This window comes from Paraburkholderia megapolitana (assembly GCF_007556815.1).
Taxonomy (GTDB): Bacteria; Pseudomonadota; Gammaproteobacteria; order Burkholderiales; family Burkholderiaceae; genus Paraburkholderia; species Paraburkholderia megapolitana.
Window position 1 is genome coordinate 230,775 of sequence record NZ_CP041743.1, and the last position, 25,005, is coordinate 255,779.

Annotated in this window: 17 protein-coding genes and 1 pseudogene; 6 read left to right on the plus strand and 12 right to left on the minus strand. The window is 60.5% G+C overall.

The annotated features are described in order from the left end of the window. Positions 1-159: 159 nt before the first annotated feature. On the plus strand, positions 160-1,503 hold the full coding sequence (locus tag FNZ07_RS00985) for a hypothetical protein (RefSeq protein WP_091007193.1): 1,344 nt from the start codon (positions 160-162) through the stop codon (positions 1,501-1,503). A gap of 118 nt (positions 1,504-1,621) precedes the next feature. Here the strand turns inward: FNZ07_RS00985 and FNZ07_RS00990 are convergent, their stop codons facing one another. From FNZ07_RS00990 to FNZ07_RS01000, 3 genes are all read right to left on the minus strand, one after another. Beyond that, positions 1,622-3,202: a CocE/NonD family hydrolase gene (locus FNZ07_RS00990; protein ID WP_091007194.1), complete on the minus strand. Its 1,581-nt coding sequence runs from the start codon at positions 3,200-3,202 to the stop codon at positions 1,622-1,624. Between the two features lie 257 nt (positions 3,203-3,459). Continuing rightward, on the minus strand, positions 3,460-5,094 hold the full coding sequence (locus FNZ07_RS00995; RefSeq protein ID WP_091008803.1) for an AMP-binding protein: 1,635 nt from the start codon (positions 5,092-5,094) through the stop codon (positions 3,460-3,462). A 421-nt stretch (positions 5,095-5,515) separates the two neighbouring features. After that, a complete protein-coding gene (locus tag FNZ07_RS01000; protein WP_245811331.1) occupies positions 5,516-6,517 on the minus strand; it encodes an AraC family transcriptional regulator in 1,002 nt (333 codons plus the stop codon). A gap of 148 nt (positions 6,518-6,665) precedes the next feature. Between FNZ07_RS01000 and FNZ07_RS01005 the strand changes: the two genes are divergently transcribed. The 4 genes from FNZ07_RS01005 to FNZ07_RS01020 all read left to right on the plus strand — a co-directional run bounded on the left by FNZ07_RS01005 (position 6,666) and on the right by FNZ07_RS01020 (position 10,611). Continuing rightward, complete coding sequence (locus FNZ07_RS01005; RefSeq protein ID WP_091007196.1) at positions 6,666-7,481, plus strand: DinB family protein; 816 nt, start codon at positions 6,666-6,668, stop codon at positions 7,479-7,481. 39 nt (positions 7,482-7,520) lie between these two features. Then, the gene (locus tag FNZ07_RS01010) at positions 7,521-8,153 is read left to right on the plus strand and encodes a LysE family translocator (protein WP_091007198.1); all 633 of its coding nucleotides are present in this window, start codon (positions 7,521-7,523) and stop codon (positions 8,151-8,153) included. A 94-nt stretch (positions 8,154-8,247) separates the two neighbouring features. After that, a complete protein-coding gene (locus FNZ07_RS01015; RefSeq protein ID WP_091007201.1) occupies positions 8,248-9,084 on the plus strand; it encodes an EamA family transporter in 837 nt (278 codons plus the stop codon). A 459-nt stretch (positions 9,085-9,543) separates the two neighbouring features. Continuing rightward, positions 9,544-10,611 carry a porin gene (locus FNZ07_RS01020; RefSeq protein ID WP_091007203.1) on the plus strand — a complete coding sequence of 356 codons (1,068 nt, stop codon included), beginning with the start codon at positions 9,544-9,546 and terminating at the stop codon, positions 10,609-10,611. Between the two features lie 77 nt (positions 10,612-10,688). On the opposite strand, the gene FNZ07_RS01025 is transcribed toward FNZ07_RS01020, so the two are convergent. The 5 genes and pseudogenes from FNZ07_RS01025 to FNZ07_RS01045 all read right to left on the minus strand — a co-directional run bounded on the left by FNZ07_RS01025 (position 10,689) and on the right by FNZ07_RS01045 (position 15,833). Beyond that, complete coding sequence (locus tag FNZ07_RS01025; protein ID WP_091007205.1) at positions 10,689-11,642, minus strand: choline ABC transporter substrate-binding protein; 954 nt, start codon at positions 11,640-11,642, stop codon at positions 10,689-10,691. Positions 11,643-11,668: 26 nt separating this feature from the next. After that, positions 11,669-12,658 (minus strand): GlxA family transcriptional regulator, encoded by a 990-nt coding sequence (locus tag FNZ07_RS01030; RefSeq protein ID WP_091007208.1) that lies wholly within the window; start codon positions 12,656-12,658, stop codon positions 11,669-11,671. Between the two features lie 95 nt (positions 12,659-12,753). Beyond that, positions 12,754-13,656: a choline ABC transporter permease subunit gene (gene choW, locus FNZ07_RS01035; RefSeq protein WP_091007211.1), complete on the minus strand. Its 903-nt coding sequence runs from the start codon at positions 13,654-13,656 to the stop codon at positions 12,754-12,756. Further along, a pseudogene (locus FNZ07_RS01040) lies at positions 13,649-14,937 on the minus strand (quaternary amine ABC transporter ATP-binding protein); the annotation flags it as partial. The pseudogene FNZ07_RS01040 and the gene choW, both read right to left, overlap by 8 nt. Before the next feature lie 206 nt (positions 14,938-15,143). Then, complete coding sequence (locus FNZ07_RS01045; RefSeq protein ID WP_211367845.1) at positions 15,144-15,833, minus strand: TetR/AcrR family transcriptional regulator; 690 nt, start codon at positions 15,831-15,833, stop codon at positions 15,144-15,146. Between the two features lie 108 nt (positions 15,834-15,941). Here FNZ07_RS01045 and FNZ07_RS01050 point away from each other — a divergent pair, with 108 nt between their 5' ends. Further along, complete coding sequence (locus tag FNZ07_RS01050; RefSeq protein WP_091007220.1) at positions 15,942-16,517, plus strand: NnrU family protein; 576 nt, start codon at positions 15,942-15,944, stop codon at positions 16,515-16,517. Positions 16,518-16,635: 118 nt separating this feature from the next. Here FNZ07_RS01050 and FNZ07_RS01055 read toward each other — a convergent pair whose 3' ends face one another. From FNZ07_RS01055 to FNZ07_RS01070, 4 genes are all read right to left on the minus strand, one after another. Continuing rightward, complete coding sequence (locus tag FNZ07_RS01055) at positions 16,636-18,000, minus strand: reverse transcriptase family protein (RefSeq protein WP_091007222.1); 1,365 nt, start codon at positions 17,998-18,000, stop codon at positions 16,636-16,638. 208 nt (positions 18,001-18,208) lie between these two features. Beyond that, on the minus strand, positions 18,209-19,387 hold the full coding sequence (locus FNZ07_RS01060; protein ID WP_091007225.1) for a serine hydrolase domain-containing protein: 1,179 nt from the start codon (positions 19,385-19,387) through the stop codon (positions 18,209-18,211). A gap of 575 nt (positions 19,388-19,962) precedes the next feature. Beyond that, positions 19,963-23,136: a two-partner secretion domain-containing protein gene (locus FNZ07_RS01065; RefSeq protein WP_091007228.1), complete on the minus strand. Its 3,174-nt coding sequence runs from the start codon at positions 23,134-23,136 to the stop codon at positions 19,963-19,965. Positions 23,137-23,303: 167 nt separating this feature from the next. After that, positions 23,304-24,995 carry a ShlB/FhaC/HecB family hemolysin secretion/activation protein gene (locus FNZ07_RS01070; RefSeq protein ID WP_091007234.1) on the minus strand — a complete coding sequence of 564 codons (1,692 nt, stop codon included), beginning with the start codon at positions 24,993-24,995 and terminating at the stop codon, positions 23,304-23,306. Positions 24,996-25,005: the final 10 nt, after the last annotated feature.

Here is a 25,005-nt window from a genome sequence, read left to right on the forward strand (position 1 = left end):
TCGCAAACGAAGCGGGTTCGGCGCGATAACACACTGTCCGTCTCGTTAGCGACTCGAGCACTTCGCATATCTTTCCAGGCTTTCGCTCAATTGCCACAGGTGGCGCGCCAGTAACGTAGGCTCACCGCTGTTCGTCGCAACTACATAGGAACTACTTTCATGGTCAAGAACGACGGTGTACGAGGGGTGGCGTCGTGGACCCTCGGCATGGCTACCGAGCAGATTCAGAATGCCGCCAGACTGGTCAAGGAAACCGGCTTGTCCAAGGCGCTAGTCCGTACTGCGGAGCTTAGTGGCTTGCCGGATAGCCCGATTGCACGGGCAGCAACATCGGCGTTACGTCTCCCCCTGGATAAGCTCAAGTTGCTTCGTCCACCACAGGCCGAGGTTTCTGCCGACGTTCCCGATTTACCACGAGAGATACTGGATAACATCGCCGATCACCTTGATCGCAAGACACTGTCGGATTTTGCGCTCGGCAGTTCTCAGTTTGCGCAGGTGGCGGGCGGCGCGGTCCGCGATCTCACGTTCAATAGCCCGGACAAATTGCGGAAGGACATGGCCTCTCTGGCCGATGAACCCCAGTCACGTTTCTCGCAACGAGGTCTGCACAGTCTGACGCTTACGCACGGACGATACGATTCGAAAGATCTGGACGCAATCCCGGAGTGGGCGCGCGCATCGATTCAGTCGCTCGTGCTGGAACGTCCCTTAGCCGAGGATGGCTGGCCCCTTCTTGAGAATTTCCCGAAACTGCGTGAAGTCAAGGTGCTGCAATCGGAGGGGTATGGAGAGGCCGACCTGGCGCGCCTGCCGAAATCCCTGGCCAGGCTCCATCTGCGCATGCCGGCCACAGAGGAAGTTCTGGATCAGCTCAAACAGTTCCCTGGGTTGAAGGAGATCGAAGTAACGATGGCGCATGGATCTCGTCTGGACGATGTCCTGGAACAATTCGGCCTTTCTGGGTCCAGCGCTGAAGACACCGAAGCAAAGGACACGCAACATGATGGCGTAAGCCCGCTCCGTAACATCAAGATGACCGCCTTGACGTTCCATCATGGTCAGTCTTTCGCGGAATCGGACATCGCAAAGTTGCCTGCCTCTTTGCGCGAACTAACGCTACCGTGGCAATGCCAATTGTCGACGACCGCGTTCAAACAGCTCGGAGGCATCCGGCTGCAATCACTCGATGCCAGCCAGTCTCCCAATCTCTCGGGCGCTTCGCTCCAGGCAGTTCTGCAACATCCGACCCTCAGACGATTTCGGTCTGCCGCCTCGAACCTGACAGCCAGCGACGCGAAGGAAATCGCGGCTAGCCCCAGACTGCAGGAAGTCGAGCTGCCTTACAACGACAGGATTGGCGATGACGGTATCAAGTCGCTTCTCGCCAACACCCGCATCAATGTCCTCAACATCGCACGATGCGGTGGGAGCGATCGCTTATTGATGGATCTAGCCAGGAAGGCGCCGCCTCATCTGGAAGACCTGACGCTGATGGGTTGACTGGCAACCGGGGTGCTCGGTCACGGATTTTTCTGAGAAGCTGGGCACCCGTTTTCCTGTCATCCAACTTCAAACGTTTTATGAAGGGCCGCTCAACAGGTCGAGCGGCCCACAACGACTAATGCAGCGGCACCGTCAACGTCGAAGGATCGCCCTGCGGCGAACTAAACGACACGACGCCGCCAGCCTGAGTCACACCGGCATAGCGAAAATCGACAGTGCCGACCACGAGCACCAGTTGATTGCCTGCCGGAATATTCCAGCTATTCGCTTCGAGACGGACATCGATTGGCACGGCGAGGTTCGGTGTGGCGTTACGCAGCGTGTACGGTTTGTACGAAACCAGTTGCCCGTTACCGTATCCATCGACGCTGTACAGGTAAGCATAGAGCGACGTATTCGCCTGGCTCGGCGTTACCGTCACATGCAGCATCGACATACCGTCGAGACGTTGTGCAGTCGCAAGCTTAGGTCCTGCCCAGACACCCGCACCGAGACGCGATACGAGCGGAATCAATGCGGCCGGCGGTTGGCCCAGCGATTGCAGGAAGCCGGACACCTCGACGATGCCTGACGACGCCACCGTCGGAAGCGCGGTAAAGATCGACGAATTCCAGCCTGTACTCGCCGACGAAGCCAGTTGCCCGGTCGGCAGCAGCAGCCCTCTAGGTCCGCCGAGATAGTAGTGCGTCGCCCCCGCCTGCACCGCGGACCAATCAGCATAGCCATGCCAGACGCTATCCTGCGAGCGCAGCTTCACGACCGATTCTTTCTCGACGCCGTTCTGCACACCCTTCAGATAACGATCGAACCAGCGACCGACCGCCGTATAGACGTCGTTGGGCAAACCGAGCGCACCGGGCACTTCCGCGGTCGCATGATCGCCCTGGCTGAACATCATCTGCTTCGGATTCTTGATGTTCTGAAAGAGATCCACCAGTTGTCCCGGCGGAAACAGCCCATCGTCGAACGAGTTCGCGACCAGGATCGCGGCGCCGTTCGCGTTGAGCTTCGATACGTCGGATGCCGGGCTGCGTATCGCGTTGTCCGGTGTCATCGAGGTCACGATCGCGTCGTAGTTGCCAGCGAGCAGATCGGCATCGACCGAAGCGAGTAGCGGCCCCGCTCGCCCGGTCACCGCGCCGCCCAGGCCCAGAACAGCGAGGGCCTGCGCGCTCGGTGTGCGGTTGGCATCGAGTGCGGCAAGCAGATCGGCCCAGGTGCTGAGCGATGCGACTGCCTTGATTCGCGGATCACGTTCGGCAGCTAGCAGGCCGAGACCCGCTCCGTACGAGATGCCCGACACGCCGATCGCTTTCGGGTTCGCTGGCGTATTGACCAGCGCCCAGTCGATCACCGCGCTCACGTCCTTGACCGTGTCCGGCCCGGCAATATCGATCGAGCCTTGCGAATCGAAAAAGCCGCGCGACGTATAGCTCACGACGACATAGCCGTTAGCGGCCATTTCCGCGCCGCGTCCCACGTATTCCAGATTCGGCGCGCCCCAGCTTGCCGGCATGACCACCAGCGGAAACGGACCGCTACCCTGCCCCTGCGGAAGCAGCACAACCGCCCCTAACTGCGTTCCATCCCAACTTGCAATGCGTTGATACGTTGCCGAAAAAGTTGCAGCCCAGACCGGCGACGCAAACATCAGCGCCACCGTCCAGGCTGCCAGATACCTCGTGAATTTACGCATGTCTCGCTCCGTGTTCCAGATCGTTGATCGATGCTACGGGCTATGTTTTTTCTAAAGAGTCTGTCTCTTGCACAAATGCGACATGAATGCGGATACGCGGCTCGCCCGCATTCAAGATGCGGTGTTCGAGCCATTCCCCGACCTCCCTGAGCCTGGGTCCTGCGCGTTATTCGATTTATTCGAGTTTTTATCGGCCGGTTTTTCCAGTCTGATTTTTAGAGCTTTGATATTTATGCTTTAGCCGGGTATCGGTGCGATCAGCTTGTGTGCCGAAGCTCGCGCCGCAAAATCTTGCCGACTGTCGACTTGGGAAGCGCATCGACGAAGGTAACGAACTTGGGGATCTTGTAGGCCGCCAGTTCGCCGCGGCAATATTCGATGACCTGTTCCCCGGTCAATTCGCTACCGGAAGATCTGACGACAAAGAGCCTTACCGCTTCGCCCGTTTTCTCGTTCGGCTCGCCGACGCACGCACACTCCGCTACACCTGGGCACGCGGCAGCGACCGCCTCGACCTCGTTCGGATAGACGTTGAATCCGGACACGATGATCATGTCCTTCACGCGATCCACGATCTTGAGAAAGCCCTGCGGATCGAATACGCCGATGTCACCAGTGCGGAAGTAACCGTCGGCCGTGAATGCCGCGCGGTTCGCTTCCGGCTGGTTCCAGTAGCCGCTCATCACCTGCGGCCCCTTCGCGCAGATTTCTCCCGACTCGCCGAGCGCGGCCTCGCTGCCGTCGGCGCGCAGCAATTTGATATCGGTGGAAGGCAGCGGCAAGCCGGCGGTGCCGTTGAATGCGTCGATGAAGACCGGGTTGAAAGACAGAACGGGGCTGGTTTCCGACAGCCCATAGCCTTCGCGGATAAAGCTCCCCGTGATCTCCTGCCAGCGTGCCGACGTAGTCGCGATGATCGCGGCTCCACCGCCGCCCGACAGACGCAACTGGGAGAAGTCGATGTCCTTCAGGCCAGGATGCATCACAAGTGCGTTGTACAACGTGTTGACGCCCATGATGCAGGTCATTCTGGAGTCGCGCAGTGCACCGATCAGCTCGTTCGGATCGCGCGGATTGGCCACGAGCCAGTTGTCCGCGCCGATCGAGAAGAAGGTGATGAAATTCACCATCAACGCGAAGATGTGATACAGCGGCAACGCGGTGACGATCACTTCCTGCCCCGGACGCATTGCACCGGGCATGAAGACCTTGAACTGTTCGGTATTCGCCACGAGGTTGCGGTGCGTCAGCGCCGCGCCTTTCGATAGCCCTGTCGTGCCGCCCGTGTACTGGAGGAACAGCAGATCGTTGCCGGTTGTATCGACGGGCTTGAACGGCAACGCGGCACCTGCGGCAAGCGCGTCGCGGAACGCGATCGTCGTAGTCAGCCGTGCATCCACAGGTGGTGCAGGCAGATTGGCCGAAGTACCGTCGCCTGGGCCGACGGTCAGGATCGTCTTGAGGCCGACCTTGTCCTTGACCTCGGCGATGACGCTGGTGCTTCCCGTGAAGACGACGATCGTTTCGACGCCCGCGTCCTTGAGTTGATGCTCAAGTTCTCGCGGCGTGTAGAGCGGATTGACATTCACCTGCACGGCGCCCGCACGGATGATGCCGAGAAACGCGATCGGAAAGGCAAGCAGGTTCGGCGTCATGACGGCGACGCGATCGCCCTTTTTGATGCCTAGCGTGCCTTGCAGATAAGCGGCGAAATCGCGCGACAGCCGGTCGATGTCGGCGTAAGTCAGCGTGTTGCCGAACGAACGGAAGGCGGGCAGATCCGCAAACCTGCGCATCGCGCCTTCCAGCATATGCGTGACCGACGGATAAGCGTCGGCGTCGATTTCAGATGGAATATCGCCGTAACTGGCCACCCAGTGTCTGCTGTTCAAACGCTGCTCCCTTCTTTCCTCGATATAAAGACCGACCGGCAACGGTGTGCCGGTTATCCGCCATGCATGATCAACCATGCTGGCCGACAAGATCATACGACCTGCTGCCATTGGCTCTCGGCGCAAACGGCATGTCGTCGGTGGGCGCGAAGGCGCTTCTGACCTGTCTCCAGCATTGTTTGATTCGATATTTCAGGAGGCGGGTTTCAATCCCTTACCCGCGCCTGTTAGCAGACCGATCCTAGGGTTGATGGCGCGCTTCCCCTATATCCATTCTTGCCAATTTATTGACAGAATCTGCCAACTTCAGCACACGGGCAAATTCATTTGGCACATGACGTGTGACGTCAAGTACGGATCAGATGGTCGTTGGGTTGACCATTCTCGCCAGATACGGGGTGTACGTGGCGTGCGCGCGGCGCTATTGAACCTTTCGATACGCTTGCGGTGTACTGCCGGTCCAGCTGCGAAACGCGCGATGAAATGCGGTCGAGTCGTCGAACCCGATGTCGTCCGCGATGGCCGCGATCGTGTCGTCGGTGCGCGTCAGCCGTTGAATCGCGATATCGCGTCGCAACTCGTTCTTGATCGCCTGGAACGTGGTGCCCTCGTCGGTGAGCCGGCGGCACAGCGTGCGAACCGAATGATTGAGCGCTTGCGCGGTGGCCTCGATGGTCACCACCTCCGGCAGGCAACCGGCGATGTAGTGGCGCACACGGTGACACATCATCTGTTCGGCAAAAGTCACGAAGATCCAGTCTTCCGGTGCGCGGGCCAGAAAATCCTGCAGATCGGCCTTGTGGCGCCGGATCGGCATGTCCATATAGGTTGCCTCGAAGGACATGCAGGTGTGCTCCGCGTCGAAACGCACCGGCCCCGGGAACAGATACGGATAGTCGCCGACATACAGCGGCTTGGGGAAACTGAACTCGATGGCGAGCAACGGGATTTTCTGCCCGATCAACCACGAGGCGACGCCATGCGCACACTTCAACAGCAATTCGCAACCAAGTGCGTTGGTCATGTACCCGCTCTTGGTCGGGACGAGCGTCACGCGACCCAGCGCTGCATCACGCTCGCATTCGACCTTGAAGTCATCGAGGATCAGATGCAGAAACTGGCTGAACCGGTGCATCGAAACCTCGAGCCGCGGTGCATCGAGCAGACTCAGGCACAGATACTTCAAGGTCCCGCTGCGAAACGGGCGGCTGAAAATACCGGGCATTTCGTCGTCGAGTTCGTTGGCGAGTAGCCGGTAGAGCGTCGAAAACTGTTCCTGCGTGACGCGTGCGCCGGGTTCGTGCAGCAACGCCCGCGAAATACCTGAACGCTCGGCGAGCCGCTCGACCACCTCCTGATCGGCGCCTACCAGGAAGCGCTTGACGAGAGAGATCGGTACGGTCGCGGAGAGTGGATTGGCCAATTTCCAGGCGGGGTAGTCAGGGGGGAGTTGTGCGGGATCGTCGCACAATTTCTGTGGCGTCGACAAGGATGGTCGGTAGAGCTTGACGAGATTTCTCTCGTAACGTATCGTTTTGATACGTTATAAAAACGACCTGGCGCAGTCTCCCATGCATTCACGCTTCGATCGATTCAGAACCACCGCACTCGGGCAACAACTCGAAACACTGATAGACACACCCGAGCGTTATATCGAGTTCGCGGCGCTATCGCGTGCCGGCGTCGCGGCGATTGCCGCGGTCAAGGACGAAATCGCCGAGAAATTTCCCGAGATCGAAAACGATACGACGGCCCGACAGTTTTGCGGCGCCATGACAGCAGACGTGATGCGACGCTACGGGCATGAGGTCGTGCAATCGCGCGGGCGGGTCGGCGGCGAGCTGTTCAGTTATGGCGCCGTCTTCAGTCCATTACCGATTCTGCTGCCCTTCGCCGAGGTGATCGGCGCGCTTATGGCAATGCCCGCGAAGCTGACTGAAACGGTGTCGCGCGTACCGGCTGCTCAATGGTCGCAACGACCTGCGGGTACAGGCTTCTCATTGGTCGAACACGCCTGCCACCTGCGCGATCTGGATATAGTCTTCGCAGCGCGGATTCGCGCCGTGCGTTCGTCATCGTTGCCGCTACTCGAGTCGGTCGATGGAACCGCATTGGCCGCCGAGCGGCATTACATGCGTCAGGATCTGAATCAGGCTGTGACGGCATTCGAGCAGTCACGGCAACATCTGTGCGCGGAGCTGAAGAGGTTGAAGCCCGCACAACTCAAGCGCTGCGGGTTACGTGACGGTGTGCGACGGATGACGCTCGAAGATCTCGTGCGCGAAATGCTCGATCACGACCGGACGCATTGCCTCGAACTCGATGAGCTTTGCGCGGAACTCCTTCAGTCCACTGCGCGTTCGTCGCGGCTAAAGGCCAGTGTATGAGCCGTTACGTTTCGATCGGCACGCTCGAGGAGCACCACGATGTCTAGCCTGTCCACCCTCGCGCTCTTTGCCGGCGCATGCATCGCGCTGACCATGACACCTGGTCCCGACATGCTGCTGATCGCCTCACGCAGCGTGAGCCAGGGGCGCGCCGCCGGCTTTGCATCGCTGGCGGGCATTCAGGTGGGGACATACTGCCACGCGATGGCTGCGGCATTCGGCCTGTCCCAGCTGTTTCTCGCCGTGCCCGTTGCGTATGACATCGTGCGCTTTGCTGGCGCGGCTTATCTGCTGTATCTGGCGTGGAAAACCATCCGTTCCCACAGCGTGACGATATCGCCCGCGAGCGGACACGACCGCCGCTCGTTAGCGACCATCTTCCGCCAGGGGCTATTAACCAACCTGCTGAATCCGAAAATGGCGCTGTTCGTTCTTGCGCTGTTTCCGCAGTTCGTCCGGCCCGAGGATGGTTCGGTCGCGGTGCAGATATTGATCCTTGCGACGATCCTCAATCTGATCGGTCTGGTGGTCAACGGCGTGGTGATCCTGTCCGCCAGTACACTCAGCCGGCATTGGAGCCAACGCCGGCGTCCGACCCGTCTGCCGCAGATTCTGCTTGGCTCCGTATTTGCCGGACTGGCGTTGCGACTAGCGGTTGCAAGCAGCAACTGATTGCATATTTGCAATGGGAGCAGCACGTGTCTTTCAGTCCGTCTTTAGCGGCACTATGTCGCCACTCATCTAACCACACGTCGCGGTCCTGCCCATGAGTCCGGTCGTCATCGCACTCGCGCTCGGCGCAGCCGTCCTGCACGCAAGCTGGAACGCCGCACTGCGGACCGGCGCCGACCGGCTCTGGTCGATCACTGTGATGAGCTTCGCAACCACGGCCGTAGCGATTCCGGTGGCGGCAATACTCCCGCTCCCCGCTCCCGCCAGTTGGCCCTATGTGCTCCTCTCGTCGTGTCTGCAGATCGCCTATAGCCTCTTCCTCGTTCAAGCCTATCGACGCGGCGAACTCGGACAGGTCTATCCGATCGTGCGCGGCAGCGTGCCGCTGCTGGTCACGCTCGGTGCATTCCTGTTGACCGGCAGGCATCCCGCTACGCTATCGCTAGCCGGCGTCGCACTCGTCGCGGGCGGAATCCTGAGTCTTTCTCTCGGCAACCAGCGGGCTCATACGGAATCGATTGTGATGGCGCTCGTCACGGGGCTGATGATCGCCGGTTACACGACCACCGACGCGCTAGGCGTCCGTCATACCGGCAATGCGCAAGCGTACGTTGCGTGGATTTTTCTGCTCTACGGTGTGTTGATGCCGATTACCTTCGTCGCGTTACGCGGCAAGCTGACGCTCAACCTCAGAGCACCTGAAACGCTCAGAGCATTGGCGGGCGGCGTCGCTTCGCTCGTCGCGTATGGCGCGGTCGTCTCGGCATTCGCGCTCGGTCCGGTCGGGCCGATCGCGGCACTCCGCGAGACCAGCATCGTGTTCGCCGCATTGATCGGGCGAGTTTTTCTCGGTGAGACCTTGACGGTGCGTCGCATCACCGCGTGCGTGATCGTTACTTTGGGCGCGCTCTGTCTCGGTTATCAGCCGTAATCGCACCGTGGACCGAGGCGGTCCTGCCGACGCGTTCCAGCAAAGCACCAGGTGTCCAGGTATTCGCCGGCTCACCGTCCGACGGGCAGTGCGTTTTTAGCCAGCCCCAGGGAAATCCATGAACCGGAATATCCATTTCACTGCAGTTCTCCGCACAAATCAGCCTAACTCAGACGATCGATTGACATTACAATCAGCTTAAAATCCGTTCTGAAGGAGGACGAACTGATCGTCTATTCGACTACGATCGGCGCCGGTTTGCCGGGCTGCCTCGACCAGTCGAAGCGGTTGAAATTTCCGCAGTAACGGCAGCTAGCACGCGATGCTGGCGCGCCTGTACACCAACCCTGTTCATTCCAGTCGATATGCGGCCACCGTGCTGCAGGGGGACTCATGCTTTCAATTTGCGCAACCGGTCACCGCAAGCAACGCAGCAACGAAACGAAGGGAGAGAAAACAATGAAGTGGCGTATTGCAAAGTTGGCACTTGGCGTATCGTGTGTCGATCTCGCTGGAACAGCACACGCACAATCGAGCGTGACGCTGTACGGCATCGTCGACGCGGGCATCGAATACCTGAACCATACCGGCGGAGGTAGCGGCACGGCACACTTCGTCCCGGGTGCCAAGAACGTATCGCGCTTTGGGCTGCGCGGTGTTGAGGATCTCGGCGGTGGTCTGAAGGCCGTGTTCCAGCTTGAAAACGGCTTCGACATCGCGAACGGCGCCTTTGACGTCGGCAAGGATGTGCTCTTCGACCGGCGTGCCACGATCGGTCTGAAGAACCGCTTCGGCCAGTGGATACTCGGCCGCACCTTCACGGTCACCTTCGACTACATGCTGCCGTTCGATCCCATGGGCTATGCGGGGAACTACTCGTGGGGGATTTCGACCACCGCACCGCGCGGCCGCAGGGACGGCCTGCTCGCGCGCTCGTCCAGTGCCGTACGTTATGACGGCGAGTTCGCGGGGGTCAAGATTGGAGGGCTGTATGGCTTCGGCAATGTGCCGGGCAGCGTGAAGACCAGTTCGAGATACAACGTCGCGCTGGGCTACGGCAAAGGACCGTTCGCCACGGTTGTCACCTTCGACCGCCAGAACGGCGCCCGCAGCAGCGTGACGCCCGCCGATAGCATTAACTACATCCAGGGCATCCACGCGGGTCTGAGCTACGACTTCGGCACGGCCAAGGTCATGGCCGGCTACCGCAACCATAAGCGCTCCTTCACCACGCCCGCGGCCGCGTTGCGCAGCGCCACTTACTGGTTCGGTGGATCCTGCGATGTCACGCCGGTCCTCACGCTGGTCGGCGCTGTCTATCACCAGGATATCAAAGGCGGCAGCAACGCCGATCCAACCTTGTTCTCACTGCGCGGCCAGTACGCATTGTCCAAGCAAACGCTTCTGTATCTAACAGGCGGCTATGTGATGGCGAAACACGGTCAGCAAATCAGCCTGTCGCGCGATCTGACGGCAGCGGCAGATAACCAGGCCGGGGTGACGGCCGGCGTTCAGCACCGGTTCTAGTCGTAGAAACGCGCGGGGCGCGCGACAGACAACTCGGTCTGTCGCGCGCCCCACCTGCCGCAAATCATCAACACCCATCAATGTGCAGCCAGATAAGCCTTCACCGCCGGCAACCCATCCTTCCCATCCAGCGTCGTCACCCCCGCGAGCCACTGATCCAGCACCTGCGGGTTAGCCTTCAACCAGTCGGTTGCCGCCTTGTTCGCGTCGGTCTTGTTCATGATCGGCACCATCACGTGGTTCTCGATCGCCGTCGTGAAGTGCAGGTTCGACACGAGTTTCGCCGCGTTCGGGCAACGCGCCGCGTAATCGGGCGGCGTCGCGGTGAAGACCTTGGCCTCACCGTAGTTCGGACCGAACACGTCGTCACCGCCGCTCAGATAATCGATCTTCATCGTCACGTTCATCGGATGCGGTTCCCAGCCGAGGAACACTATCCACTGTTTCTCGCGAATCGCGCGGCCCACTTCGACCAGCATGCCCGCCTCGCTCGACTCGACCATCTTGAACTTGCCAAGCCCGAACTGGTTGCCGTCGATCATCTTCTTGATCAACGCATTGCCGTCGTTGCCAGGCTCGATCCCGTAGATCTTGCCGTTCAGCTTGTCCGCGTACTTCTGGATGTCGGCAAACGATTTCAGGCCGCCGTTATAGACATAGTCCGGCACGGCGAGCGTATATTTCGCGCCGGTCAGGTTGGCCGGTTGCAGTACCTTGATCGTGCCGGCCTTGACGAACGGTGTGATGATCGGGTCCATCGTCGGCGCCCAGTAGCCGAGAAACACGTCGATCTGTTTGCTCTTGATACCGGCGAATGTAATCGGTACCGACGCGATCGTCTTCGTCGGGTGGTAGCCCAGGCCTTGGAACACGGTCGACGCAAGCCCGGTCGTCGCGGCGATATCGGTCCATCCAACGTCGGCAAAACGCACGTCACGACAGACCGCTGGATCGGCTGCATAAGCGGTTGTATAAGCGGTCGTGGCGGCCAGACCCAGTACGCAGGCTGCTGCCATCAGCGAATATTTCATGGTTTCTCCTCAACGGTTTTTTATGGCTAGTGGGGTTGGCGCCGCTCGATACTAGGTGCGTGGCCGAACTGCGCGCGATACGCCTTGCTGAAATGACACGGCGAATGAAACCCGCACACGGCCGTCACGCGTGCAATCGATGCGTCGGTCGTGCGCAGCAGGTCGCGCGCGCGACGCAGACGCAGCGACAGGTAGTAATGCGTCGGCGATACGCTCAGGTAGACCTTGAACATCCGCTGCAGATGCCGCTGCGAAAGCTGCACGAGGCGCGCCAGTTCTTCGAGCGACAGCGGCTCTTCGATGTTGGCTTCCATCAGCCGCACCACTTCGATCAGTTCCGCGCGCGAGAAGCCGACGCGCGCATCGACGGGGATCGGCTGCGGATCGCTTGCGCCGCGAATCCGTTCGAGGATGAACTGCTCCGACACCTGCGCCGCGAGATTCTGTCCAAGCCGGTTGCCGACCAGATGCAACATCAGATCGAGCGGTGCGGTGCCGCCGGTGCAGGTCAGGCGGTCGCGATCAATCACGAACAGTTCGTCGGCGAAATGCACGTGGGGAAATTCCTTGTGCAACGCCGACAGATCTTCCCAATGCGCGGTGCAGCGGTAATCGTCGAGCAGCCCCGCCGACATCAGCGCATACGCACCGGTGCAGATGCCACCGAGCGGCACGCCCTGACTCGCCACATCGCCGAGCAACGTCTTGATCGTCGTATCGACGGCACTGCGGATCTGCGTACCGCCGCACACGATCAGCACATCCGGCATGCCCGCTTCTTCGATCGTGCGGGTCGGCTTGATCGCCATACCGTTGCTCGCCCGGACCGGCGAGCCATCCGGCGTGAGTATCGACCAGCGGTAGTGCTGCGCGCGTCCGACGTAGTTCGCCATGCGCAGTACTTCGACCGCGCTCGTGAACGCGATCATCGAAAAACTCGGCAGCGTGAGAAACCCGAAATGCGCAAGACCTGACAACGGCGATTCAGTCGTGGCGGACGTCACGTCGCTCTCCATGATGCACAGGCTGTGGTTGTCGCGAGAACGACGGGCTCTCGCGATACGTGAACATAAAAAAGCAGCGCTCCAGGAAAGGAGCGCTGTGACGTCGATTAACTCTGCGTAGCCGGTTCCGCGCGACGTACCCGCATCACGTTACGCAGTCCAGCAAAGCGTGGCGCATTCGCGGTACCCGGCGTGCGGCCGAAGCTCTCGGTGATGCGGTCGAGAATGATCGCCAGCAGCACCACCGACAAACCGCTTTCGAAACCCAGCCCGATATCGAGCCGCTGGATACTTGCGAGCACATCGTTCCCAAGACCACCCGCGCCGACCATCGACGCGATGATCACCATCGACAGCGCCATCATGATGGTCTGGTTCACGCCCTGCATGATCGACGGCAGCGCATTCGGAAACTGCACCTTGTAGAGCAGTTGCCACGGCGTGCAGCCGAACGCCTGGCCCGCTTCGACGATCTCGCGATTCACGTGACGAATGCCGAGACTCGTCAGACGCACGGCCGGCGGCATCGCGAAGATCACCGTCGACAGAATGCCCGGTACGCGACCGAGACCGAACAGCATCGCGGCCGGAATCAGGTAGACGAAGGCCGGCATCGTCTGCATCAGATCGAGAATGGGCCGCACGATCATCGCAACGTGTTTGTTTTTCGCAGTCCAGATGCCGAGCGGAATGCCGAACACGAGGCTGATCAACGTCGACGACAACGTAAGGCCGAGCGTGATTACTGTCTCGTCCCAGAAGCCCGTCGCGTAGATCAGTAGCAGCGATAAAGTTGCGAAGATTGCGAAACGCCAGCCTACACGCCATAGCCCGATGCCGATGAAGAACGCCATCAGCGCCCACATTGGAATCGCCTGCAAACCGTGTTCGATCAGCGCGGCGAAGCTCTCGATCGCCTTGCCGATCGCATCGAACGTGTTGGCGTCGTGATCGAGCAGGTAGTGAACCGAATCGTCGACCCAACGGCCAAGCGGGATGATCTCAGACATGGGAACCTCGACTGCGCGTAAGGACCTTGAGGACGACGGCGCGATCGACCGAGCCGCAATAGCAGCCGTCGTCGTCGACGACCGGCACAGCAGTCGTAGTCGCGCAGACGCGAGACACGACGTGATCGAGCGACGCCGCGTGCGAAATGCATTCGACCTTGCGCAGATCCGGGCTCGCGTTGCCGATCGCGTCACGCGTCACGAACCCGCGGATGCGGTGCTCAGCATCGAGCACGAACGCATATTCGGCGCTGCCGTTCAGCGATGTCTCGATGCTCGATGCGTCGAGGTTGCGCAAGAGTGGCACCTCGTTGGTCTGCATCATGTCGCCGGCGGTCAGATAGCGGCTCGTATCGATGCCTTCGAAAAATGCCTTGACGTAGTCGTCGGCGGGATTGGCGATGATGTCCTGCGGCGTACCGATCTGCACCACGCGGCCGCCTTCCATGATCGCGATGCGGTTGCCGATGCGCAGCGCTTCTTCGAGATCGTGGGATACGAACATGATCGTGCGACGCTGGTTCTTCTGCAGTTCCAGCAGCACGTTCTGCATTTCCTTGCGCTTGAGCGGATCGAGTGCGGAGAACGCTTCGTCCATGATCATCAGCGACGGGTTCACCGCGAGCGCGCGGGCGAGGCCGACACGTTGCTGCATGCCGCCCGAGAGTTCGGCGGGTAGCTTCTGTGCGAAAGGCGCGAGACCGACCTGCTCGAGCACCTCGAGCGCGCGCTTCTCGCGCACCTTGCGGCCCATGCCGGCCACTTCGAGACCGAACGCCGCATTCGACAGCACCGTGCGTTGCGGCATCAGCGCAAACGACTGGAACACCATGCTCATATCGGTGCGGCGCAACGCGGTGAGCTCGGAGCGACGCACGGCCGCCACATCGCGACCGTCGATCAGCACCTTGCCAGCGGTCGGCTCGACGAGCCGGTTGATCAGGCGGATCAGCGTGGATTTGCCGGAACCCGACAGGCCCATCAGTACGAAAATCTCGCCTTCCTGCACCTCGAAGGACACGTCGTGGACGCCGACCACGTGACCGGTCTTGGCAAACACCTCGTCCTTGGTGGAGCCACCCGCCAGCATGTCGAGCGCGAGCCGGGGATTGGCTCCAAACACCTTACATAATCCTTCGACCACGACCTTAGGGGAATTCATTGACTCCATCTCCTCGTGGTGCAGGCGCCGGCCCGCACAGTGTGCATACATGGTTGCCAGAAAAAACCCCGACTAGCCGACTAATTCCGACAGACGCTTGCGGAAATGCGACACGGGGAGAAAAGCACAAACCTTGGAAGCAGGCGCTGTGCCTTGATGCGTAAGCGATTGCGCCGATGGTGCGTCGCACGATGGCAAACGGCTCGTGTCGTTTATGGAATGATCGGCGTCCGATTGGGCTGATCGGGGTGCGGAAGGGTCGTTGCTGCGCTTGTTTATGAAGGAAAACCCGTAGGGTTTCGATTCGCCAGGTCACCCCCTCTCTTCATTTCTGTTGACTGACAAGAGCTTGAGGGGCTGTCAGTTGACCACCGCCCGCATCGAGAATGACATCGAGCAACGCCATTGCATCGATGCCCTCCGGCAGACTGTGGCCTATCGTGTTCAGACGACCGTCGATCTTCAGCATCGCGAATCCATGGACCAGTGCCCACGCGGCGACAACCTGCGCGGCGCCGTAAGTGGGCAATATCGCGTCCGGCTCCTGCGGCACCCCCACGGCAGCGCGCAGCACCGACGACGCGCGGCTCATCGCCTCGCGCAAGCCCGGGCGTTCGAGGTCGAGCCGCTCGCTGCGAAACATCAGCATGAAGAGCCCTGGGAACTGCGTCGCAAACTCAACGTAGGCGCGGCCCAAGGCGGGAAGCCGCGAGTTGGGCGCATCGGTCGTATCCGCTGTATCCGACGCGGCCACCGTGGCCGCCGCATCGAGAAGGCGCCGCTCGAAGCGTTGAAAACCTACGATGGCCAGATCGCTGAGCAGCCCGGTCAGATTCTCGAAGTGGTTCTTCGGCGCGGCGTGAGAAGCACCAGCTTCGCGCGCCGCGGCGCGCAGCGTGAGCCCCTCGATACCCTCACGATTGAGGATGCGCTCGGCCGCCTCCAACATTGCCTCGCGCAATGCTCCGTGGTGATACGGCCGCCTGGCCTTGCCAGTGGATGTGTGTTTGCTCATCGTTGCGCTCGTCATCCGCCCATATATTGACGCTGTCAATTTTATCTTGACCAACCGAAAACCGTCATCTAATTTGGATGTTGTCGATGTCAACATAAGGTCGGATTTATGCCCATTCTGATTGCGGGTCTCGTGATCTTCCTTGGAATTCACTCCATCTCGATCGTCGCGCCACGCTGGCGCGACGCGCAGGTTGCACGCATGGGTGCGAACCCGTGGCGAGGGTTGTATTCGGTGGTGTCGATCGTGAGTCTGGCTGCGGTTATCTACGGTTATGGCATCGCGCGACGCACACCGGTCATGCTCTATGCGCCGCCGGTTGCGTTACAGCACCTGACGCTGCTGCTCATGCTGCCCGTGTTTCCTTTGCTGATCGCGGCTTACGTGCCGGGCCGCGTAAAACGCCTTGCACGCCATCCGATGCTGCTCGCCGTGATCCTGTGGGCGGCGGCGCATTTGCTCGCCAACGGTACGCTCAACGATGTGTTGCTGTTCGGTGCGTTCCTCGTCTGGGCTGTGGGGGATCTGATTTCAGTCGGCCGGCGCCCTAACGTCCGTGCGGTGCCGTCTGTGCCGGCTTCGGCGGTCAACGATGTGATCGTCGTTGTGGCGGGGTTGGGTTTGTATGCGTACACGGTGCTGTCGGCGCACGTGCATGTGATTGGAGTGGCTCCGCTCGGGTGAATGCGCGGAGCATCGATGCGCTCGCTCGTACGCGCAAGGCTGGGAGCACGCTGGATAGCCCGCTCGTGCCGCAAGCTGAAAGCTGAAAGCGCCCTATGCTCGAGCACAAGTCGTGCTATCAAACCGCAGTGCCGTGCTCGTCACTCACCGGCTCGTCCCAGTCGATGCAATCGAAGATGGCTTTGAGTTTTGCCCCACGCGAACTGTTCAGCATGGTCACGTGCGCGATGTGCCCCGCAAGCGACGCGCGAAAGTCCCTGTGCGCGCATCGATTCTGCGACGCGACGCCGTGCTTCACGCAATTGGTGAGCGTTGCCTTGAGCGTGTCGAACCTGTCGCGTGAAAAATTCGGATGCTGGTTCACCACGACCCCTGCGAGCCGTTGCCGTACGCCGCGAGGCATCACACGCGTCTTGCGTGGTTGTACTGCGAAGCCTTCTTCGATAGCGATCGCCGCCACCTTGATTGGAAGCCGATCTGCCACGCTCAGGAGTTGTGCGCCACCGGAGAATGCAAGATCGTCGGCATAGCGTGTGTAATTCGCGTTCAAGGAACGCGCGAGCGCCGCAAGTCGCGTATCGAGACGGAACGCACACAGGTTGGCGAGCGCAGGCGAGGTCGCAGCGCCTTGCGGCAGATGTCGCGTGCGAAACCGCTGTTGTTCGAGCCAGTCGAATTTCCCGCGCAGATCAGGCGCGGCCAACTGACCACTGGGAACACGGTTGGTTACCAGAGCCGTCATCGCACGCGCTACCGCAGTGGTGTAGCCAAGCGTACGAAAAATCGAGTGGACCCGCGCCTCTGTCACCGAGACAAAGAAATCGGCAAGATCAAGCCGGATGACGAGTTGCTGACCCACGTGAGGTAGCGCGAATGAAACGATGTTTCGCCGCTTGCGGAAGCCATGTGCTGCTTCATGCGGCGGTACGCGATCGAGCAGGCCATGCAGGAGCTTATGCTGTGCCGCGCGCAGCAAAGACTTGGGACGCTCGATCAGGCGATATCGACCGTCGCGTTTCTCACACGCCCGGTACGAATAGTGGTGCAGGGGCGACGAACCTTCGCGGGCGCCGACTCGCCAGCGATTGGCCAGCCATTCGAGATCGGCGGGGCTCAGTTCGAGCCAGTCCGCCAGATCGCCGACTGTCGGCAACTGGGGGACTTCAATCTGCGCGAGGGGTGGCGGCAAGCGCCTCTGAACGGGCGAGCGTCGAAGTATGCGGATGACGGTGAGCCGCTCATCACTCATCCATGCGGAAACGAAACCGGGCAGGTCGGCGACGAAGGGTGCCACCTCATCCGCTTGCGTGTCATCCCAGCGATGGCCGAACCGATCGATTGCACCGCCGGCAGCCTGTCTCAGCCACGGTAGCTCCGCGCCGAGAACCGCTGCAACCCGGGCAGCAGCGCTGTCCTTGTCGGGCTCTCCCGCCAGCATGGCTTCCGCGATCGCGATGACGGTTTGATGCAGGGTTAATTGCATAAGTGAAGGCGGAGCGATGAATCAACGCGCTAGTTCTGCGAGAGCAACCTTGCGCAGCGCGCAACTACTGCTCTTGCGACGTAATGCAAACTGGAAATCAGCCACGGGGTAACCCCGTAGTCCAGGAACATCAGTTGCCTGCTCCCGGGGTGTGCTTGACTCACCGCACCGCGCAAGCACAATAGGGTTCGCGGTTGCCGTTGTCAATTCAATCTCCATACACCGCGTCCCGTACCTCCAGCGTCAATGCGCCCGACATCCCTTCATAGGCTGTGTTGGTGAGCAACAGCACTGTCAATCCACGCGTCGCGTCGATGAACCAGCTGTGGCCGTACACGCCGCCCCATTGCAACGTCCCGGCGCTTTGCGGCGATCCGGCGAGCACCGGATCGTTCAGCACCGCCGCGCCATAGCCGAATCCCCATCCGGGCCCTCTTGTCTCGGTGCCTGGCGGCGTGTGGTCCACATACATCGCGGCGCGAAGCGCATCGGGCAAAAAGCTCTTGCCGTCACGCACGGCTTCCAGCACGCGCAAAACATCGTCTGCGCTGCCGTACATACCGGCTCCGCCCGACGGATAAGCTGTCGGTTCGAACGCCCTCGATGGAGCGAACCGTACCGCGACGCCATGTCCTTCCGGTAAGGGAACGGAGACGTTCTCCGTCATTTTCACGGGCTCCGGCGCACCGTCCGCGTACGGCACGGCAAAGCGTGTGGGCTCGTCTGACACGAACCCAGTATCGTGCATCCCCAGGGGGCCGGTAACGAGTTGAGCAATCGCGTCCGCGAGCGGGGCGCCGGTCACACGTTCGATCACGGCGCCTAGTACGTCGAGTGCGAGCGAGTACCGCCACGCGCTACCGGGAGCAAACACCAGTGACGCACCTGCGACGCGTCGCAGGTTTTCCTCAAGGCTGAAATCGACGCGGTCAATCCCATCGGAAATGCCAAGCAGATCGTATTCGCTACCCGGACCTTCAAGCAGGCCATAGCTCAATCCGGCCGTGTGCGTGAGCAACTGATGTAGCGTCAGCGGCGGCTGACTGCCGTCGGGCAATCGGGGTGTGAAGTCTGGAAGCCAGCGCGACACATGATCGTCGAGTTGCAGCTTGCCATCGGCAGCGAGGCGCAATACCGCTAACGTCACGATCGGCTTCGTCACCGATGCGAGCCGGAACAACGTATCTTCATGCATCGGCCGTTGCGTTTCGCGTTCGGCCCAACCGTGCGCCCGGCGGTAAATCACCTTGCCGTGTGAGGCAACCACGGCGACTGCGCCGACGATTCGCCGCTCTCGCAATGCGGTCGTGAAGATGCTGTCGAGTCTGTTCGCTAGCGCCGATTCGTCGCGTCCTGCGCCTGTCTCATGTTTTGATTGCAAAATCATGGCTTCCTTCGTCGTGGATTCGAATGCTCACGACCTGGCAACACCCTGGTGAGCAATGTCAATGGAGGATATCGCGCCTCGCCTGATGCGATAGCCGCACACGGATAGCGATAGCGAGCGGCACCAGCGTTATATACCAGTATCACAATCGAACATGCTACGAAGCGTGTTCTCTGTATCTGTATGCGGTCGTCATTATGGCCCAACGCGTCGAGACATCCACTAGTCGGTTTTGAGCATTCGGCGGGATGTATGCTGTCGAGCACCACGTCGCTGGATCAGCTAGACCCTGCACCGGCAAGCCCGCTTTGTCGATAGATCAGGTCGGGTTAGCGGGCGCGATGAAGAAGGAAAAATGCACGCTCAAACCGGCGCCGTCACCACCGCCGAGTTCGATGCTTTCGCCACATGATTTGTGGCCGCCAGGTCGCGTCATCTCGCGCCGGCGGCCCGATTGTGACGGCACTCCGCTACACATCGGCCCAGGTTCGCCGAAGAAGTCTGCATGGATACCGCCACGTTTCTGATTGCGTGGGTGGGCCGCTCAGGATGCGGCCCACCACGTCAAGCCGCGATTACCACCCGGTGTAGCTCAGCGAACGCCCCCTCAGCGACACGGTGACGCCTTTCGGTGCCCCCGACTGAACGTAGGAAACGCCAGACTGTGCCCCAGCGATTACCGTAGCCGAGGACGTGCCTTGAATAGCGCCCTTGGCCGCATAATCCGGAGCAACATTCCCGGACGATTGCGGCGATGCGCTCTGGTTTGCACCGTTGCTCACGGTGGGCGCCAACGCTGCACCTTGCGGCGCCGATGTCACATACTCGTCGATCCGACCTGAATTGGTTTTGCGCCCCCAGGCGTTGACCTTTCCTTCACTGGTGATGATGCCTTGCGCCGCGTTAGTCAGACTACCGGACACCGAGACACTACGGCCGTTAAGCGCTCCCGCATTCGAAACGGAACCCCAGGCATCGAGCCCACCCTTGCTGGCGATCACACCCTGTGCTCCGTTATTCAGATCACCGGACAACGAGATACCGTCGGCATTGATCTTCCCGTCATTCGAAGTGGAACCCGAGACATCAAGCCTACCCGCGCTGGTAATCGCGCCCTGTGCCCCGTTTTTCAGACCACCGGACAACGAGATGCCGTTGGCGTTGATCTTCCCGTCATTCGAGATGAAACCGGAGGCATCAAGCCTGCCCGTGCTGGCAATCACGCCCTGTGCCCCGTTTTTCAGACCACCGGACAACGAGACGCCATTGGCGTTGATCTTCCCGTCATTCGAGATGGAGCCCGAAGCATCGACCCTGCCCGCGCTGGTAATCGCGCCCTGTGCGCCGTTTTTCAGACCACCGGACAACGAGATACCGTTGGCGTTGATCTTCCCGTCATTCGAGATGGAGCCCGAAGCATCGACTCTGCCCTTGCTGGCAATCACGCCCTGTGCTCCGTTATTCAGACCACCGGACACCGAGACACTACCGCCGCTAATCGTCCCCGCATTCGAGACAGAGCCTGAGGCATCGATTCTGTCGCCGGTGACGGTCCCCTGATTGACGAGACCACCCGACACCGAGACGGAATAGTTGGCCGCGACCTTGCCGGTGACGTTTACGCCGACCCCGGCCGACGAACCCAGCAGCCGGATCGAATCGGCGTGCAGACTACCGAGCTTCGACACGTCGATCGCGACGTCCGGCCGGTCCGACAGATTGTCGCCGGCATTGTCAGACACCGTGGTTACCGTGTTGCCCAGCGTCGTCGTACCCTTGTGCGCCGCGACGTTCAGCGTTGCCGCGCGAACCTCCGCGTTCACCTGCAGGTTGCGTGCGATGAGATCCAACTGATTCACCGCCTGGCCGTCGATGCCGTTGCCCTCGACAATGAGCCGGCCATTGTCGGTCTTGAAGCCCCCAGCGCCGCCATCCTTGTCGAGGACAGTCGTGCCTGCGACGAGCGTCGCGCGGGTCGCGTTGATAAAGCCTGCGCCGTTCGCTGTAATCCCGTTCGGGTTTGCGACGATCAGGTGCGCCGAACGACCAGCGATCTCGGTCGTGCCGGCCAGCGTCGATGCATTGCCGCCCGTCACTTCGTTCAGGATCACCCTGGCCGCAGTATTGCCGAGTTGCGCGTTTGCGCCGATCTCCCCACCAAGTCGGGTTTGCGCCGACCAGTTGCTGTTATTCAGAATCAGGCCAGTCGCGCCGACGTTGTAGTCCGTGAATTTGTTGTGTGAAAGACCGGTGCCGTTCGGCGCCACGATGTTCACGATCGGCACGCCATTTGCCGAGGCACTGATGGTAGGACGACGCGCGGCAGCCGAATCGGCGGTCAGCGCGGCCTTCGCCTGGATAGACTGGATCGGAAGCACCGGAGCGGAAGGCGCGATCGAAATCGAAGCCACTTCTTCGGTCGGTTCCGGCGATGCCGCAGTGAGCGACGGCGTTACGCTTTCGCTTACGTCGCTATCGGCGGACGGGCCCGAAATCGAAGCCACATTTTCGGCTGGCTCCGCCGATGCCGCGGTGAACGACGGCGTTACGCTTTTACTCGCGTCACTATCGAAGGACGGGCCCGAAATCGAAGCCACATTCTCGGCCGGCTCCGGCGATGCCGGGGCGGACGGCGGTACGCTTTCGCTCCCAGCACTATTGAAAGGCACGCTCAAATTCGGACCCGGAACTCCGTTGCGGATGTTCCTCACTACCACGTCTGGTCCCTGACCACCCACGATAGTGCCCGCATTCTCGACAGTGCCTTCGACGAAGGTGCTACCAATTATAGGCCGCCCCTCGAAACTGCCAGTCACTGCGTAAGATGGAGCACTAATCGTCCCTTGATTGACGAGTTCACTCGGCACCATGAGGGAATTTTTCGCAATTACCTTGCCCACAACATTGACACCGACTCCGGCCGACGAACCGACCAACCGGATCGCATCGGCGTGCAGGCTACCGAGTTGCGACACGTCGATCGCAATTTCCGGTCGTTGAGTCTTCGAATCACGGACCAGTGAGCTGGCTAACCGGGTGGCTTCCTCGAACCGCACCTCACCTTCACCCGCCTCGAGATTCAGCCCTATCGCGCGAATCTCCGCGTTCACCTGCAAGCTGCGGGCAATGAGATCCAACTCTTGAGCCCCACTGCCGTCGATCCCGCTGCCCTCGACAAGCAGGCGACCATTGTCCGTTCTGAAAGAGACATTCCCATCCTCGCCGAGAACCGGATGACCCGCGACGAGTGTTGCCCGGGTCGCGTTGACGAACCCGACGCCATCGGCCGTAATGCCGTTCGGATTCGCCACGATCAGGTGTGCTGCCTGGCCAGCAATCTCCGTGGTACCGCCCAGCCTCGACGCGTTGCTGCCCGTCACTTCGTTCAGGATCACTCGGGCGGGCGCGCCGCCGAGTTGCGCGTTGCCGCTAACCAACCCGCCAAGCTGGGTTTGCACGGACGTGTTGCTGTTGTTCAGGATCAGGCCGGCAGCACCGACGTTATAGTCCGTGAACTTGTTGTGCGATACGCCGGCGCCGTTCGGCGCGACGATATCGATGATCGGCACGCCATTCGCAGCAGCGCCGATAGCAGCTTGATTCACCGCGGCCGGATCGACCGACAGGGCGGTCTGGGCATGGATCGCCTGAATCGAAAGCAACGGCATCACGATCGCCATTTTCGCAATCAACTTGGTATGCGAAATTACGGTGTTGCCAGGACTTTGTTGTTTGGTTACGAGTTTCATATTTTTCCCGATTCTTGTGTGGAAATGGACTTTCGGCGTCAACCGCCTCAACTGACGTGAGCATCCAGAATCATCTGTGTCATCACGCTATATATGACCTCCCTGATTAAAGTGAATGAATAGGTCGTAGCCACTCGAAGCACATCCATCGATACGACGAGCCGGGCTCAGAACCGGTAAGTCATCCGGACATTCAGTGACGGCGTTCCGGTCTGGATGGTGTCCGGCCGCAGCAGTGGCATACCCACAGAAACGTCATAGCCGAGCCCCCTGTAACTGCCGCGGATGCCAAGCGCGCTGCCGATCAACGTGCGCCCGCGCGCCGTTGCGGGATCGCCCGATACCTGCCCTGCATCGAGCGCGACATAGGTTTCGCTTCCCGCGAACAGGCCCGTTGCGAGTTCGTTGCGCCACGTCCATCCGTTTTGCACCGCGAGGGACTGGTTGCCGTCAGAACCGCGCACCGAGTAGCGCCCGCCGATCTGCAGGTATTCCGTGAATGGAGTGGGCTGAAGTGCGTGCTGGAGAAAGAACGTGCCGCGATAGCCGAATGCCCGTGAGTCGATCCGGAACGGCACGTTCAGTGATGTGCTCGTAGTAAGAATCTGGTAGCGACCGCTCCAGTTCGACTGCCCGTAGACGAAACCGGGGGTGCGACTCAGTCCGGCCAGGCTGCCGCGCAATCCAATCGCGGCATGTAACGACGCGTCCGAGAACATTTCCAGGTGGCTCGCGCGGATCTCATAGCTGGTGATATCGCGCTTTTGCACGCCGATTTCTTCGCCACCCAGCGAGGCCTGGTCCTGTCGACGCACCAGGTTGAACTGGAGCGAGCCCTTGTTGTGACTTGTGCGGTAGGGGACATAAGTCACGCCCGCCTCGAAGCGGCGGGTTCGCGAGGTGTACAGGATGTCCGCGCCGACAACCGGCAAAGCCTGTTTCGACGACCACTCGCTAAAGCCCAGCGAAAACGACGCATACCCGATCGGCACATTCCACGCGATGCTCTTCGAACGTGACCCGGCGCTGTGATTGCGAAGCCCGGCGTCGTTGTTGACGGTGGCGATCAGCTGGTCGTAAAGATGGAGCGGTGAATCGATTGCAACGATCGCGCCCAACTGGTTGCGGCCGGTCGCATGGATGCCGGAGTTGTCCGCGGTGAGCACGAATCGCACTCGTCGCCTGTTTTGCGGGTGCCGGATGACGATGTCGGATTCGCCGAGGTCCGTGCCCGGCACAAGATCGAATGCCGTAACGCCCTGCCCCGGCAACCTGCGAATGTTTTCGAGCGCCTGGTCCAGATCGCGGATATTCAGCAGCGCGTGAGACCGCTCGGGAAAAACCATGCGCGACCAGCCGATGCTGGCGCCCTCGTCGCGGATCGTACCGACGCGACCTGGAACGATCTCGATGACCAGATGGCCGGTTGCAAAGTCCTGTTCCGGAAAGAAAACCTGCGTCGTGATATAGCCGTCTGCAATCAGCTGACGCGCGATCCATTGGCTCAAGATGTCGCGACCCTGCGCGCCCATGCACGTGCCTTCGATTGGTACTCGCCCGGGTAACCACGGAAAGTGTTCGGCCCCACGCCATTCGACTTCCGCGATGGCGAAACATGGCGCTTCAATGGGGAAATCAGGAAGTTCCGAGTTTTGCCGTACGACTGGCGTGAGAACCTCAGGAGGAGCAAGCGCTTGCTCCTTGACGCCCTGAAGTTGCTGCTCCTGATAGCGAAGTGTGTCCTGAGACGGGAGGTGATTCGGGCGCTCTGTTTGCGCATTGGCATCCGAAGCGACCGCAAGAATCCATGCAACACCTGCTGCACATACGGGATATCTGGTTTTTTTCAATATATGCACTGCGAACTAC

Excerpts from the sequence above, each read along its gene's own strand:
- FNZ07_RS00985 (WP_091007193.1), top strand. The coding sequence starts at position 160 with ATGGTCAAGAACGACGGTGTACGAGGGGTGGCGTCGTGGACCCTCGGC.
- FNZ07_RS00990 (WP_091007194.1), bottom strand. The coding sequence starts at position 3,202 with ATGCGTAAATTCACGAGGTATCTGGCAGCCTGGACGGTGGCGCTGATG.
- FNZ07_RS01005 (WP_091007196.1), top strand. The coding sequence starts at position 6,666 with ATGCATTCACGCTTCGATCGATTCAGAACCACCGCACTCGGGCAACAA.
- FNZ07_RS01010 (WP_091007198.1), top strand. The coding sequence starts at position 7,521 with ATGTCTAGCCTGTCCACCCTCGCGCTCTTTGCCGGCGCATGCATCGCG.
- FNZ07_RS01015 (WP_091007201.1), top strand. The coding sequence starts at position 8,248 with ATGAGTCCGGTCGTCATCGCACTCGCGCTCGGCGCAGCCGTCCTGCAC.
- FNZ07_RS01020 (WP_091007203.1), top strand. The coding sequence starts at position 9,544 with ATGAAGTGGCGTATTGCAAAGTTGGCACTTGGCGTATCGTGTGTCGAT.
- FNZ07_RS01025 (WP_091007205.1), bottom strand. The coding sequence starts at position 11,642 with ATGAAATATTCGCTGATGGCAGCAGCCTGCGTACTGGGTCTGGCCGCC.
- FNZ07_RS01030 (WP_091007208.1), bottom strand. The coding sequence starts at position 12,658 with ATGGAGAGCGACGTGACGTCCGCCACGACTGAATCGCCGTTGTCAGGT.
- choW (WP_091007211.1), bottom strand. The coding sequence starts at position 13,656 with ATGTCTGAGATCATCCCGCTTGGCCGTTGGGTCGACGATTCGGTTCAC.
- FNZ07_RS01045 (WP_211367845.1), bottom strand. The coding sequence starts at position 15,833 with ATGAGCAAACACACATCCACTGGCAAGGCCAGGCGGCCGTATCACCAC.
- FNZ07_RS01050 (WP_091007220.1), top strand. The coding sequence starts at position 15,942 with ATGCCCATTCTGATTGCGGGTCTCGTGATCTTCCTTGGAATTCACTCC.
- FNZ07_RS01055 (WP_091007222.1), bottom strand. The coding sequence starts at position 18,000 with ATGCAATTAACCCTGCATCAAACCGTCATCGCGATCGCGGAAGCCATG.
- FNZ07_RS01060 (WP_091007225.1), bottom strand. The coding sequence starts at position 19,387 with ATGATTTTGCAATCAAAACATGAGACAGGCGCAGGACGCGACGAATCG.
- FNZ07_RS01065 (WP_091007228.1), bottom strand. The coding sequence starts at position 23,136 with ATGAAACTCGTAACCAAACAACAAAGTCCTGGCAACACCGTAATTTCG.